Annotated in this window: 12 protein-coding genes; 9 read left to right on the top strand and 3 right to left on the bottom strand. The window is 39.5% G+C overall.

What is annotated here, in order from left to right; translation table 11 throughout:
- The first annotated feature begins 5 nt into the window (after positions 1–5).
- The 3 genes from BM327_RS10420 (at position 6) to rmuC (ending at position 4,746) form a co-directional block, all read left to right on the top strand.
- Positions 6–1,571, top strand: coding sequence for a sensor histidine kinase (locus tag BM327_RS10420; RefSeq protein WP_090249183.1), 1,566 nt, complete (start codon positions 6–8; stop codon positions 1,569–1,571).
- A 211-nt stretch (positions 1,572–1,782) separates the two neighbouring features.
- Entirely contained in the window at positions 1,783–3,330 is a 1,548-nt protein-coding gene (locus BM327_RS10415) for a protein adenylyltransferase SelO (RefSeq protein WP_090249181.1), read from the top strand.
- 87 nt (positions 3,331–3,417) lie between these two features.
- Positions 3,418–4,746, top strand: coding sequence for a DNA recombination protein RmuC (gene rmuC / locus BM327_RS10410; RefSeq protein WP_090249179.1), 1,329 nt, complete (start codon positions 3,418–3,420; stop codon positions 4,744–4,746).
- Here the strand turns inward: rmuC and BM327_RS10405 are convergent.
- Positions 4,743–5,138, bottom strand: coding sequence for a Fur family transcriptional regulator (locus BM327_RS10405; protein WP_170853738.1), 396 nt, complete (start codon positions 5,136–5,138; stop codon positions 4,743–4,745). The two genes, rmuC and BM327_RS10405, sit on opposite strands and share 4 nt — an antisense overlap.
- Positions 5,139–5,204: 66 nt before the next feature.
- Between BM327_RS10405 and BM327_RS10400 the strand changes: the two genes are divergently transcribed.
- The 6 genes from BM327_RS10400 (at position 5,205) to BM327_RS10375 (ending at position 11,967) form a co-directional block, all read left to right on the top strand.
- Entirely contained in the window at positions 5,205–7,436 is a 2,232-nt protein-coding gene (locus tag BM327_RS10400) for a TonB-dependent receptor (protein WP_090249174.1), read from the top strand.
- Entirely contained in the window at positions 7,426–7,632 is a 207-nt protein-coding gene (locus BM327_RS10395; protein ID WP_090249172.1) for a hypothetical protein, read from the top strand. The genes BM327_RS10400 and BM327_RS10395 overlap by 11 nt, the downstream gene beginning before the upstream one ends.
- Positions 7,633–7,739: 107 nt before the next feature.
- Positions 7,740–9,623, top strand: a complete 1,884-nt coding sequence (locus BM327_RS10390) for an LTA synthase family protein (RefSeq protein ID WP_090249170.1) — start codon at positions 7,740–7,742, stop codon at positions 9,621–9,623.
- Positions 9,616–10,488: a diacylglycerol/lipid kinase family protein gene (locus tag BM327_RS10385; protein WP_090249168.1), complete on the top strand. Its 873-nt coding sequence runs from the start codon at positions 9,616–9,618 to the stop codon at positions 10,486–10,488. The genes BM327_RS10390 and BM327_RS10385 overlap by 8 nt, the downstream gene beginning before the upstream one ends.
- 1 nt (position 10,489) lies before the next feature.
- The gene (locus BM327_RS10380; protein ID WP_090249167.1) at positions 10,490–10,939 is read left to right on the top strand and encodes a DUF1569 domain-containing protein; all 450 of its coding nucleotides are present in this window, start codon (positions 10,490–10,492) and stop codon (positions 10,937–10,939) included.
- A gap of 107 nt (positions 10,940–11,046) precedes the next feature.
- Positions 11,047–11,967: a transglutaminase-like domain-containing protein gene (locus BM327_RS10375; protein ID WP_170853737.1), complete on the top strand. Its 921-nt coding sequence runs from the start codon at positions 11,047–11,049 to the stop codon at positions 11,965–11,967.
- A gap of 333 nt (positions 11,968–12,300) precedes the next feature.
- Here the strand turns inward: BM327_RS10375 and BM327_RS10370 are convergent, their stop codons facing one another.
- Positions 12,301–14,664, bottom strand: a complete 2,364-nt coding sequence (locus BM327_RS10370; RefSeq protein WP_170853736.1) for a T9SS type B sorting domain-containing protein — start codon at positions 14,662–14,664, stop codon at positions 12,301–12,303.
- A gap of 150 nt (positions 14,665–14,814) precedes the next feature.
- Positions 14,815–15,393: a hypothetical protein gene (locus tag BM327_RS10365; RefSeq protein ID WP_090249161.1), complete on the bottom strand. Its 579-nt coding sequence runs from the start codon at positions 15,391–15,393 to the stop codon at positions 14,815–14,817.
- Between the last annotated feature and the right edge of the window lie 67 nt (positions 15,394–15,460).

Here is a 15,460-nt window from a genome sequence, read left to right as displayed (position 1 = left end):
TTATTTTGACGAATTGGAACACAAGTACTACTATAGAAAATCCTAAAAATCTTTGGGGAAACAAAGCTTTGTTGTGGGGGATAATAGTAGTGAGTTTACTCTTGCACCTTACTGGATGGTGGATGGCCACTTCCTTTTATGAAGACAGTTTTTGGATATTAGAAACCGTGCACACAGCGATGGAAATCGCAGGTTCTTCTTTAGCGATTATCGTGGCCTACTGGATATATACTTTGCGCAAGGCAGGTATAGGTCCTGTTTTCGCTACCCGTATAGCCGGTGCCCTGATGGGGATGGCAATGCTCGATGCTTTTCACGCCCTTACTGAGGTGGGAAATCTCTTTGTATGGTTTCACAGTTTAGCTACTTTTTTAGGAGGACTTTTGTTCCTGTCTGTTTGGATATCAGGTGATGTTGTAGATAGGTTAAACTACAAATATTTGGTAGGAGTAGTTTTATTTACGGGACTTGTTGGCGCAGGATCATGGTACTTTGTGGATGCTATTCCAATGATGGTTGAAAAGGGGAAGTTTACTTCCGTTGCCATAGTGTTAAATCTAGTGGGAGGGGTGTTTTTAGTATTAACCTCCATACGTTTTATTTTGACCTACAGAAAAACAAAGAACACCGATGATTTACTTTTCTTTCTGCACTGCGCGCTTTTCGGTTTGGCAGCCTTGATGTTTGAAGAGTCTGAAGTGTGGGATTTTTCTTGGTGGACATGGCACGTGTTGCGATTCATGGCTTTTCTGGTTGCTTTTTGGTTCGTATTTATTTCCCAAGACAGAATTTTCAAAAGCTTAAAGGTTTCGGAATTAAGGTTAAAGTCTTTCAATGAAGATTTAAAAAAGGGTATAGCCTCACAAACCAAAAGTTTGAAGGATAAAAATGAACTGTTGGAACAATACGCTTCACTTGTTTCTCATGATTTGAAAGAGCCTATTCGATCCATTGCGAGCTTAACGCAAATTTTTGAAGATAAATATGCCCACGAGGTGGATGATAGAGGCCGACAAATTATTACCTATATCAAAGAATCAGCGAGTCGTATGGATGAGTTGGTAAATCAGTTGCAAACACAGGGAAAGATAGGTTACTTTTCATCTCCTGAGCGCTTGGATGTTGGTGAAATATTGAATATCATTCAAAAGGATTTACATCAATTCATAATAGACAATAAGGCTGAGATAATAGTGGAAGAAATGCCTGTTTTAGTGGCGTATCCCTTAGAGTTGAGGTTGTTGTTTCAGAATATGATTTCGAATGCTATCAAGTATAGAAAAGATGGTGAGGATCCTCAAATACGCGTGAAGTGTAAAGACAAAGGCGAACACTATTTATTTACGGTACAAGACAACGGTATAGGTATAGCAGAAAAAAACAAACACAAAATATTCGAACTTTTTTCTCGCCTACACGGTAGAGGGAAATACGAAGGCTTGGGCATAGGTTTGGCGCAAAGTAAACGCGTAGTAGAACTGCATGCCGGAGAAATATGGGTAGATTCTCAACTTGGTAAAGGCTCTACCTTTTATTTTACGATAGCCAAGAATATAGATACACATATTTAATTCCAAAGAGTCCTAAAACAGATGCAACATATTGGCTTGCATGAACGTCTATAAAATACCAGTACGTTACAGAACGTTTAATCTGTGAAATGTACTCAATTGCTTTTTTGAGCTGACTCTTGTTAACCAGGAGTCAGCTTTTTTGTTTCGTCTCCATTTTCCTTTCTTTCTATGATATTAGCTTTAGCTTTGTAGCATATACCAACGTATTATGAGTGAGACAAAATTCTTTTCCCAAGTTCTACCTGCAGATGTAAAAACAAGCAATGAAATCCGTAAGGTTAGCGATGCCTGTTTTTCTTGGGTACAACCCTTGCAACCCGAGCAGCCTCGTTTGGTGCATTATAATGCCGAATATGCGAAGGAATTAGGAATTGAATTTTCAGAAAAGGAAGCCAAAGCCATTTTTAGTGGTCAGCAAGATTACCCCAACCAAAGGCCTTATGCCATGTGTTACGGTGGTCACCAATTTGGGCAATGGGCCGGACAATTAGGAGATGGAAGAGCGATTAATATTGCAGAGATAGAAACTCCATTGGGTGGGAAGACCCTTCAGTTAAAAGGAGCTGGTCCTACACCCTATTCGAGAAGTGCAGATGGTTTGGCTGTTTTACGATCTTCTATACGCGAGTACTTGTGCAGTGAGGCTATGTATCATTTAGGAGTACCTACAACACGAGCTTTGTCATTAAGTTTAAGTGGAAATCAAGTGATGCGAGATGTATTGTACAACGGAAATCCAGCTTTGGAGCCCGGAGCTATAGTTTGTAGGGTGTCGTCATCTTTCGTTCGTTTTGGAAGTTTTGAAATCTTGGCTGCCCGTAAAGAACACCATCATTTAAAAAGCTTGTTAGATTTTGTAATAGAACAATACTATCCAAATTTAGGAACTCCTGCGAAGGACACCTACGTTAAATTCTTTCAAGAATTAATGGAGCGTACCTTAGAGATGATTATTCATTGGGAACGCGTAGGCTTTGTGCATGGGGTTATGAATACTGACAACATGTCTATTTTGGGAGAAACCATAGATTACGGACCTTACGGTTGGTTAGAAGATTTTGATCCGACATGGACACCCAATACTACAGATGCCCAAGGAAGACGTTATAGGTTTGGAAATCAAGCCGCGATTGCCTTGTGGAATTTAAACAAATTGGGAAGCGCCATTTATCCATTAATCGGAGAAGCAGAGCCTTTAGAAAACAGTTTGAATCAATTCAAAAAGCTTTATTTTACGCAGCGCGAGAAAATGTATTGTGAGAAATTAGGAGTTACCTATGGTTCGGATGAGGCTGCAGCACTTGTAGAGCAAATATTGATCTTATTGGAGAAATCAAGCATGGATATGACCATGTTCTGGAGGAGATTGGCAGATGTTAAGGCAAACTCTCCAGAAGGACATCTTCACACCCTTGCACAACAAACTTATTTGGAAAAAGAGGAGTTTGAACAGTATCAAGAAGAGTGGAAGCAATGGTTAACCAAGTACGGTGCCCTTGTTTTACAAGAAGGTGAAGCGGCCAGTGTGCGTAAACAAAAAATGAATGCCGTAAATCCGAAATACGTGTTGCGCAACTACATGGCACAATTGGCCATAGAAGCTGCTGAACAAAATGATTTTAGTTTGGTGGATGAATTGTTTGAAATATTGCAACACCCGTATGAAGAACAAGAGCAATATGAAAAATGGTTTGCCAAGCGTCCGGATTGGGCCTTGAACAAGGTAGGATGCTCTATGTTATCCTGTAGCAGTTAGGAGTAGAGTTAAAGAAATAAATAAGATTTAAAGCAGAACATAAAAAAAATACGTTCTGCTTTTTTATTTTCATACAAACGGCAAATTATGGAATACATCACGAGTATTGGAATAGGAGTTTTGGTGCTACTTAACCTCCTTCTTTTAATGAGAAGCAAAGCGAAAGGTAAGGATGAAGCTTTGGATAGGATGCACCAAGAGCTTCAGGAAAACAGAAAGGAATTGTTTCAGGAGTTTAGGGTGAACCGAGAAGAATTGAGAGCCAATGTAGAAATGTTGCAAAACCAATTGTTACAACAGCTTAAAATGAACGCAGAGCAACAACAACAGCGTTTGGATAAACTTGAAAAAGTGTTGCAAGACAATGCCAAAGAAGGGAGAGAAAGTTATCATCTTCAAATGAAGGAATTTAGAGAGGTGTTTGTGCAACAGGTTACCCAAATGGTTCAACTGCAAAAAGAGAAGTTTGTAGAAATGAGTGCAAAGCAGGAGAAATTGGTGGTTTCTACAGAAAAACAACTCGAAAATATTCGCGTTACCGTGGATGAAAAACTACACAAAACCTTAGAGAATAGGTTGGGTGAATCTTTCAAAATAGTGAGTGATAGATTGGAAAAAGTGCAAAAAGGTTTGGGAGAAATGCAAAGCTTAGCACACGGTGTAGGTGATTTAAAACGCGTGTTAACTAACGTGAAAACTAGAGGTGTATTGGGTGAAATTCAATTGGGGAATATTTTGGAACAAATACTTGCGCCCGAGCAATACGAAGCCAATGTGAAAACCAAGAAAAACTCAGGTGCTCATGTGGAGTTTGCAATTAAACTTCCGGGAAAGAAACAAGGCGGAACACCTGTCTACTTACCCATAGATGCCAAGTTTCCACAAGAAGACTATCTCCGTTTACAACAAGCCTATGAAGTAGGAGATGCTGCAGCTGTAGATTTGGCCTCGAAAGCTTTGCTCAATGCCATTAAGAAATTTGCCAAAGATGTGAGCGATAAATATTTGGACCCACCTTATACTACCGACTTTGGAATTATCTTTTTGCCCATGGAGGGATTGTATGCAGAGGTGGTAAAACATCCTGAATTAATTGCAGTGTTGCAGCGAGAGTATAAAATCATTATTGCCGGACCAACCACTTTAGCGGCTATGTTGAATTCGCTTCAAATGGGTTTCCAAACTTTGGCCATTCAAAAGAGAAGTTCAGAGGTGTGGAAGGTGTTAGAAGCAGTCAAAAAAGAGTTCCATACCTTTGGAGGTGTTTTGGAAAAAGCTCAGAAGAAGCTCAACGCTGCCAGTGATGATTTGGATACTTTGGTAGGAACGCGTACCAAAATGATGTTGAGTAAACTCAAAAAAATTAAAGAATTGAACCCGGAGGAAGAAGAGGCTGAGGGACCTAAATTGCTTTAATTACAATGGTCACAAATCCCTCTTAGGTTAATCTCCATGGATTTTACAATGAAATTCTTTAAATCAAATTGGGGGGCTTGAGGTAATTCTATACAATAGATGCGCTCACAAACCTCACATTTGAAATGCAGGTGTTCGTGCTGATGCTCGCCGTCGGCACATTCTTCTTCACATAAAGCATAAGTTTTTTCTTCATTGGGAAGTGTGATTTCATGAATTACACCGTTTTCAATAAACAATTTTAAGGTACGGTAGAGGGTAATTCTATCGTGCTTTCCTAGTGCTTCCTCTATCTCTTTGGTAGTGATAGCATGGTCCTTAGCTTCGAATATGCTTACGATTTCTTTACGAAATGTCGTGGGGCGAATATTTTTTTTTGAAAAAATGTCCATAAATTTGCAACAGTGTTGCATTTAAGTTTTAGTTTTGCAACACTGTTGCGAAAATAAGAAGATTTCATGAAAGCATATTCCATACTCTTACTTTTTCTCTTTTTTGGGGGAATTGTAAATGGTCAAACGATAGAGGGAAGAGTAGTAGACGCTCAAACACAATTGCCCATAGCTTTTGCAAAGGTTTTTGTACTGGAACTCGAAAGAGGTGTGGTAACGGATAGTGCCGGTCATTTCTCCTTTTCTGATGATTTTAACTCTACCCTAAGTCTGCGCGTGAGTGCTTTAAGTTATAGTCAGCAACTTGTAAGTGTTCAGCCTCAAGAAAATAAACCGCTAAATATAGCGCTGCAACCCGAACATTTAAGTTTTGATGAGGTAAGTATACAAAGTACTTTAGGTGAAGTAGCCCAATACAACATTGTAGAGGTTGAACGCAGAGAAATTGCAGCACTCAATGAAATAGCCAGTACAGATTTAGTGGATGCCTTGGCAAAAATTCCGGGTGTAAACCAAAGTAAATTAGGAGCGGGTATTAGTAAACCTGTTGTTCGAGGTTTAATGGGGTCAAGGGTATTGACCTACCTCAATGGATTGCGTATAGAAAACCAACAATGGGGTGGAGATCATGGTTTGGGTATAGATCAATTGGGGATAGGAGCTGTGGAAGTAATCAAAGGTCCGGCTTCTCTTCTCTACGGGGCGGATGCCTTAGGAGGTGTGATCTATTTAATAGATGAAAATTATGCAGCCCACAATACTGTTGAGGTAATGACCAATACTGCTTTTGAAAGCAATAACCTCATGACCAAGAATCAGTTGGGTTTGAAATACGGAGGAGAGAAACTCAGGTTTAATTTTTACGCCAACTATAACAACGCAGCGGATTACCAAATTCCTGGAGGAGACTACATTAAAAACTCAAGATTCTACAACAGAAATATTAAATTTTCTACAGGCTATAACACCAAAAAGTGGGTGGGGAATTTACGTTATAATTATTCGAATGCACGTTATGGTATACCGGGGCATACCCACGACAGTTTAGTGACCTATCAAGATTTCATTAGTCAAGAAACTTCACGTGTTATGGCCTTACCCGCACAGGTCATCAACAACCATTACCTTTTGTTCGACAATGCTTTTTACTTTAAGAAATCCACCTTAAAAGTAAAGTTGGGGCAGAGTTTAAATCACTTACAAGAGTATGAAGAAAAGTTTACCATTCCAGCCTTGAGCATGCAATTGAAAACCTCTAGTTTAAACGCGAACTATAGTTTCAAATGGCGAAAAATGAATTGGGTGTGGGGTACTCAGGCCTTGTATCAAACCAATAGTAACAATCCTGCAGCTTCTGAGCGTATACTGCCCAATGCCACACAACAAGACTTCGGACTTTTTGCTTTGGTAAAAGGAAAGGTAAAAGGAATAGATTATCAAATTGGAGCGCGTGGTGATATTAGAAATTTGCGAACCCACGGAGATAGTAGTATCAACAAAAGTTTTGAGAGTTTTAATTACTCTGCAGGGATAGCCAAACAGTGGCAAAAATTGGTGTTGCGCTTAAATGTTTCCACAGGATTTAGAGCTCCACACAGTTCTGAACTTTTGGCCAACGGTGTGCACCATGGAAGTTTGAGTTACGAGCTTGGAGACCTTAACTTGGTGAGTGAAAAAGCACAACAAATAGATGCAAGTGTGGCGGTAAAAGGAAAACATATAGAATTGAACTTGGTTCCTTTTTACAACAGAATAAAAGACTTCATTTACTCTCAACCAACGGGAGAAATGGTAGATAACTTTCCCTTGTATCGCTACCAACAAGCACAACGTGTGGATATGTATGGAACAGATGTGCAAGTACATTTTCACCCTCACGCCGTGCATGATTTACACATCATTTCTAGTTTTAGTTATTTGCGTGCTTCCTTTAGCAATCAAGAAGCTTTGCCTTTGCAACCGCAGAATAAGTTGAACCTTATGGCCAGTTACAGCTTCTTTTCTAAGCGTAAATTGTCCTTGTCTAAATTCGTTGTAAACTTCGATCAATTTTTGGCGCAAAATAGACCGGGAGTAACAGAACTTGCCACACCAGCCTTTTTGTTAGTGGATATGGCCCTTCACTTTAAAGTGAAAACAAAACAAGATTTACAATTTCAATGTGGGGTAAGAAACTTATTGAACGAAAGTTATGTGCCCCATCTTTCAAAATTGAAAAATTATAACATCCCTTCTCAAGGGAGAAATGTTTACCTGAGTATTACGTTAAATTTAAAATACAACACCCATGAAAAGTAAATTAGTAGCCTTGGCTTTTGGAGCCTTCGTTTTTGCCTCTTGCTCTAAAACAGGATGTCACGAATGTCATTACGAAGATGCCCAAGACCAAGAAGTTGAGCTAGGAGAATATTGTGACGATGATTTGGAGAAGTTAGAAAAAGACGGGTATACCGTAGATGGTACAACCCATGAAGTACATTGTCACGGACACTAAACCCATAAGGCCAGGATAAAACCTGGTCTTTTTTCTTCTCGAAAATTGTAATCATTTAACCTTTTTAGGCGTTTTAACTTGCCGAACTTTTACTTATCTTCGCCCGTATGAAGGCGAACAAATTTCTTCCCAAACAGGTAGTAGCATACTTCCAAATGTTCGGTATAGCCCTCGTCCTTCTGAGCATTACCCGATTGATTTTCTTTTTTGCCAATTACGCGAGTTTTGATTCGTGGGTATTGCAAGACTTTCTCTACGGAATTTGGTTCGATATCATTTCTGTATCGCTTTTGTCTCTCCCGCTTTTTGTGTGGAGTAACTTTCCACTCAAACGCAAGTTCAAAACTTCCAGACTGCACAAAATCATTCAATACTTTTTATTTCTGGTCTTGGTAGTAGGTATTTTGGCCTTCAACCTCATGGATGTAGAATATTTTAAGTTTACTTCCAAAAGGTCTACTGTTGATTTATTCAGCATACTGGGAGCAGGGAACGATTTCAATCAGCTCATTTTTTCTTTCATCAAAGATTTTTGGTTGCTCATACTTTGTTTCCTCTTTTTATTGATTTTGTCCATCCTTACCTACAACAAAACCATTGGTAAACGAGAAATCACAGAGGTGAATTGGACCAAAGACAGCATCTCTTTTGTCTTGATGCTCGGACTATTAATCATTCTCGGTAGAGGGGGAGTTGGTCTACGCCCGGCAGGAATTTTAAGTGCGGCTCAATTTACAAGCATGCAAAAAACAGCCTTGGTGTTAAATACGCCTTTTACCATGATCAAGTCTTACGGTAAAAAAGGCTTCACCAAAAAAGAATATTACCCAGAAAACGAAATTGACGCATACTTCTCTCCAGAATATCCCTTAAGGCATGCTCAAAAATTACCCGAAAATACCAATGTGGTCATTTTGATTTTAGAGAGCTTTGGTAAGGAATGGGTGGGCCCCAAATACACGCCTTTTTTAGATTCTTTAATGAAAGAGTCCTTGTATTTTAACCAAGCCTTTGCCAACGGAAAAAAATCCATAGAAGCCATGCCGAGTATCTTTGCGGGTATTCCAAGTTGGAGCGATAACCCATACATCTCTTCACCCTATGGCGATAACAACATTTCTACACTGGTAACAGAGCTCAGTAAAAAAGGCTATAGCTCGGCTTTCTATCACGGAGCAACCAATGGCTCCATGCGTTTTGATGAGTTCTCAAGTTTGGCCGGTTTTCAGAAGTATTACGGAAGAAAAGAATACCCTAACCCCGAACACTTTGATGGGACTTGGGGAATTTTAGATGAATTTTTTAACCCATGGGCCGCGCGTAAAATGAGTGAGCTAAAAGAGCCTTTTGTAAGTGGATTGTTCACGCTATCTTCTCACCATCCTTATTATATTCCAGAAGCCTATGAAGCGCAAATTCCAGCTTCGAAATATCCTATAGCCAGAGCAGTAGCTTACGGAGATATTGCTTTGCGCAAGTTCTTTGAACAAGCGCAAAAAGAAGCCTGGTACCAAAATACCCTCTTTGTATTGGTGGCAGATCATACCCCCTCAGGTAGTTCCAGTTACTACAAACACAGAATAGGAATGTACCAAATTCCTATCGTATTTTATCATCCACAGAAATTATTGGGTACTGGACTGCATCCTCAAATTATGGATCAAATTGATATTTATCCTTCCTTGATGGATGTGCTTACCAATAAAAAAGCAATGTATGCCTTTGGCCAAAGCTATACGGATACCACTAATGCAGAGGCTTTGTATTATTTAGAAGGGACTTACATGTACCTTAAAAATGGATATATGTTGAGCTTTAGTCAAGACGAAGCCAAGGCTTTGTACAATTACCAGATAGACACCTTGGCCCGTTATGATTCTTTAGCTTTTTACCCAGCTATTGTTGAGGAAATGACCGCAGATTTGAAGGCACGTATACAAGTGTATAACAACGATATTTTGTCGAATCAAATGAAGCTAGAAGATGAGTAAAAGCCTACGCTTCATTATAAATCCTATTTCTGGAGTTGGCAAGAAAAATCAACTTCCAGGGTTGATAGAGAAATACATAGACACCAACAAGTTTAAGGTAAGTATTGTTTATACCCAGCATAGAGGGCATGCCACAATCTTGGCCAAAGAAGCGGTTCAAGAGGGCGTAGATCTTGTATGTGCAGTTGGGGGTGACGGTTCTGTACACGAAATAGGCAAAGCTTTAGTAGGTACTGCAAGTACCTTGGCAATTTTGCCTTGTGGGTCGGGAAATGGTTTTGCACGTCACCTTAAAATCCCCTTAAAGCTGGTAGAGGCCTTAAAAAGCATCAATGCAGAAAGGTATAGAAAGGTAGATACCGCACAAGCAAACGGCAATTTTTTCATAGGCGTTGCAGGCTTCGGTTTTGATGCCTATATCGCCAAGAAATTTGACGAGTACCACCAACGGGGTTTGTGGAGCTATGTTAAACTGGTGGTGAAATCCTATTTCAATTACCGTCCGAGTGCCATAACTATTGCCGAAAGAAAATATACTGATTTACTCTTGTGTACGGTAGCCAACGGCTCGCAATTTGGAAATGGATTTTGCATTGCTCCTCATGCCAGTGTTGAAGATGGCGAGCTAGAAGTGTTCATGCTCAAAGCCTTTCCATTTTATGCCATTCCTGTATTGGTTTGGCGCTTTTTTAAACAAAAAATAGAAGGCTCCAAATACGCACAGTTTATCTCAATTAAAAATGTAAATTTAAAACTGGAAACACCTATTTTTCACTTAGACGGTGAACCTTTGGAGGGGCAAAACACGATAGAAGTGAAGGTGAATCCTAAAAGTTTAAATGTAATCGTAGGAAAAAAATATTAAGATGTTTGTAGAACCAACTGTAGAAAATGTAATCAAGTATTTAGGGACTTTAGATCCTGAAACGCAACCGGTTTGGGGAAAAATGAGTGCCCAACGCATGATAGAGCACCTAACCGATACAGTGCAAATAGCAACGGGTAAAAATCCGCAAGATCAAATCGTACCGGATGAGAAATTACCGGGTATGCTGCGCTTTTTAGCTTCAGACAAAGAAATGGCCAAAGACATACAAGTTCCTTTCGCTAAAGAAGGAGAAGCGTTGCGTCATTCAGAAATTGAATTGGCCTTGGATGAATTAATTGAAGAATTGATCTATTTCGAAGAACTATATGCTGCGCAAGAAGGATTAACTCAAATTCACCCTTATTACGGTCCTTTAGATTACGAACAATGGACACGTTTAAACAGCAAGCATTTAACCCACCACTTCAAGCAATTTGGCTTGTTATAATTCACTTTAAGAATTAAAAACAAAGGCAAGTTTATTGCTTGGCATAATTTAGAACAAGGTTTAAAATGCAAAAAGAAACGGGTGAAAAAAAAAGGGAATATAGATGGATGAAACGCCTTCTGGCTTTTGTCTTAAGCTTCTTTTTCACCTTGCCCGTCTTCATGCTAGTTTACCCCAGAATACCAAGTATAGAAATTCCAGTGGGTACCGGCATACGTCTCGATCAGATGATACTCTTCATGTTCATCTTTTTGCTCCTGTATTTTTTAATTTATAGTTTAAAGAAATATTACCTCTACATCAGTATTACTTTGGTACTGGCCATAGGTTTGTCTCATTTTACAGGACTCTATTCCCTCCAACGTTTTAGTGCCGATTACCTGAGTTTGTTAACCAACCTCGAAAAAGTTAGTGAGTCTTCTAAGTTTGTGACGAAAACCGTACCCTTTACCCGAGAAGAATTGCTGCGAGAGGCCATTGATTACAACAATCCTGAGCTCATAGATTTTGCAAGAAATATAGCCACCAAGCATTTTCAAGAATACAAAGCACTGAGTAAGGACAGTCGTTGGATACAGTATTTTTCCATCTTTAAAGAGATAGAGAATAAATGGATTTACATGTATGATCCGCTCTACGAAGAATTTTTCTCCAAAGCTTCCAATACGGCAAAGCAACTGAGTTACAACAACAAGTTTAAAGGAGATTGTGATGATTACTCCATTATTATTGCCGCCTGTATACGCGCCGTTGGTGGAGAGGTGCGACTGGTGAGGACCAATGTTTTGCTAGACGATGGTAGAACAGTGGGGCACCTTTATCCAGAGGTTAAAATCGGCGATAAAAAGGATTTCGAAAACGTGGCCTACCTCCTCAGAAATTTGTTGTTTCCTAAAGAAATTAAAAATAAACCCCTGCGTTATTTCCTAGATAACAAAGGAGAGGTTTGGCTCAATTTCGATTACAACGATCACTTTCCGGGTGGACGTTACCAAAGCAATATTCGTATTTCAGAATTAAAAGTTTAAGTGGATTTTTAGGCCCTTTGTCGCCCCAAACCCTTGGGCCGCCACCGTGCTTTTCATTCTACGCTTCAGTCTAAACCCAACTACAAGTTGCCCTTTTCCGTGGCTTCTTTTGGTCGCCCCAAAAAGTGCCTTGTACTAAGCTTCATCCCTGCAGGGTGCCATTGCAATCACTAAGGGTGGGACGATTTAAAAATTTAAAAATTCAAGGATTCAAAGATTCAAAGATTCGAAGATTCGATGATTTGAAAATTTGAAGATTTCGCGTTGGACTGTGTTTTAACACAGCTATCACCACCCCTTCTCCCTACTCAAACTCACCCTCACTACTTACACTCAATACTGCACATTTACAAAACCATGTTTTACTACGCGTTGGGCATTTTGAGAAGTGCTTAAATCTATTTTCCAGGTGTAAATTCCTGTGGGTACACGCTGACCTTTGTAGGTTCCATCCCAAGAAAAATTGTAATCGTAGCTTTCGAAAATTAGTGTACCGTGACGGTTGAAAATTTGAACGTGAAAATCTTCGGTGTCTATTCCGTTTACGGCTACACTCCATCTGTTGTTGCTTTGGTCGCCATTGGGGGTAAAGGTATTGGGGGCAAACAAGCTAAACTCTGGGGCAATGTTGATGGACTTGCGCAAAGTATCCGAACAACCAATAGCGTTAAAGGCGATGAGTTCTATTTCATACAAACCAATTTCACCTTCTTCAAAATTAGCGGTTGGATTTTCCAAAGTACTTGTTGCGGGTTGTGCATTTTCAAAACTCCAACTGTAATGGGTAGCGTAACGCGAAGTATTGGAGAACAAAACTTGTGTAGAAAACTCAGTAATGTCGTTGTTAAATTCAAAGGCTGCAACAGGGTTTTCTATGATTTCTAGTTGCAGACTAGCCAGGGTATCCTTACAATTGTCTGTTGTAGTATAACTCAGTTCAACCTCAAAAATTCCAGTTTGGTGGTAGGTATAATCAAGTGGATTGACATCATCGATAAGGTTACCATCTCCCAAATCCCACACCCAATTTTGCACCAAGGGGGAAGGTGTAAAACTTAAATTGATTTCCCCCGGATAACACAATAAAGTATCATTTGTATTCAGACTCAAACTCGGCATGGGGTAGGGTGTGAAACTTAAAATACTGGTGTCAGCTGGGGTTTCACAAGCATCGTTTACAATGAGGGTAAGTTCGTCTATTCCAATTGGTGCAAAAGGAGTTGAAGCAGCTGTACTAATTTCTTGCCCGCCATATTGCCAGCTGTAGGTGTATGGTGCTAATCCACCTGTAGTCGTATTGTTCAAAGTAATTGTTTCCCCTTCACAGTAATCAACATTTAAAAGGGTGTTGACATTTATACTGTCTAAAACGGTAATTAGTACGCTATCTACATTAGAGCTACACCCTATAGAATCTGTTGCCATGCAGCTAACCCAAGTATTCGAGTCTGTTAAAAATGTTTGTAGGGCTGTACTGTCAGACGGGAAGGACCACGCATAGTTTTGAACCACAGTGTTGTTCACCACCGCTTCGAGTTGCGCGTTCCCGTTGATACAAATGGAGGTGTCTTGCAAAACTTGAAGTTGCGGGGTGGGATGGGTGTAAATGTACACGGAGTCAATTCCTGTGGGACAAACACCATTGTTCTCAAACAAAATCAAAAGATCATTGTCGGGCTGGGAGGCATAAGCGATGTTTAAAGTATCAGTAGCTGAAATGTAATCACTGGTATCCAAAGGGTGCCATAAAAAGTAATTGGAAGTATCGCTGAGTTGGGCATTGAATTGAGCTGTATCCCCTTCACATAAAAAGATATCTGGCCCCGCATTAGGCGTTGGAGGGGTAGCTATGTTTACTGTAAAACTCAAAGTATCGTAGATGACTCCATTTTGAGACACCTCAACCATATAAGTAGTTGTATCTGTAGGCAACACCTGAAACCAGGGAGCATAGTTAGTATTTACCACATCATTTACATTATTCAAAAAAGTGTAGGTATAGCTATCATCATAACCGTTGTAGGTATTGCTTAATTCCACCCAAGCGCTATCTCCCAAACAGATGTTTTGCGGCACTGTCCAAGGTTCGCAGGTAAAGGTAGCTGTAGTGGTAGAATTTTCGTTCCCAGGGATGGCGTTGCCGAAATAGGCGCGGGGGTGGTAAACGGGTTGTTGGGTAGAGAGATTCATTTCAGTACTTACGTTTATAAGTAAAATAAACTTGTCTCCTGCATTAGCATAAATGGAAGGTTCCCTCCTAACTGGTAAAGTATTAGGTAAGGTTCCTGCTATTTGACTCATACCCGTATTACCATTAAATGTTGTAATGAATAGATTCCCATTACAAGCGATACATTGCGTTGTATTCGTTAATAATTGGTCGCATGCAGTATTGTTGAAGTAATTTTGGTTCTTATACAATGTCCATGAAATAAAATTATCCGGACTATTTTGGGGGCCACTGATAAAATAGAATTCTAACCAACCTGAGTTGTCCACGGTTAGAGATATCCAATATCTTGTATTACCATGGTTTGTACAAGTCCCGTGAGAAGGAGTTAAAGGGTTTGTTTGAGGGAAAATATTTGAAGAATTCCCCGGGTTATAGGCATTAAGATCAGTAGTGTAGTTAAAAATATTTGGATTATTCGGTGGAGTTACCCACTTGTTAGGGTAAAGCAGAACAGAATCACACACTTCTACGGCTTTAAAACAGCTGGGGGCAGGAATTTGGGGTTGCCCTAAGCTGTGTAACGTTAGAAATAAAAAACATATGTTTATTAGTTTTCGCATAGGTAAATTATCCGACCTAATCGAAGTGTTAGGTCGGAAATAAAATTAAAGATTTTAATTTAAATTTACTGGATAAACATATTTCAGGTTTTGAAGAGTTGAGTTTTCATAAATCATAAGGTATTCAAAATGTCCTCCACCTGCGATATTTCCGTATAGATGCATTGTTGGGTGCAAATCGTGATTTTTTAGTTTGTCCAGAACACATGGATCGAAGTATTTAATTAAATCTGCTTCCTCAGAGTTAATAAAACTTGAAATAACTTGATAGTTATTTTGGTTGTTGTCTATAGCTTCAAAAAAGTTCACCAATAACCCTACATCAGGGGTTCCATGGACTTGTTCAAATGAAATCAATTGAGCATATACCGGATTCCAATTAGATGAATAAGGAGAGTATGCGGCATTATAGAATGCTGCATCTGGAACGCAACAATAGTCACCTGCAGAATAGTTTGTTCCGCCATTATCATACCAGTACCATGTAGGAGTAGGTGGTGTACATTTGGGAGTGAGATTTGTCAGCGTTTCGCTTTCGGGTTGTGTGGTTGGTGTTGTACTTTCAATTTCTTTTTGGCATCCAAAAGAAAGCATTAGGGTTGAGGCTAATATAGCCAAGTTAAGTTTTTTCATGTGATTTAAGTTATTAATTTGAAAAGCAATTACTAACTATAGTTTTAGTTTTTAAAATAAAATCTAA

It is taken from the genome of Lishizhenia tianjinensis (assembly GCF_900116425.1).
Lineage (GTDB): Bacteria > Bacteroidota > Bacteroidia > Flavobacteriales_D > Crocinitomicaceae > Lishizhenia > Lishizhenia tianjinensis.
Note: the sequence above shows the minus strand (reverse complement) of the source record. Positions and strands in the feature narration are given on the sequence as shown.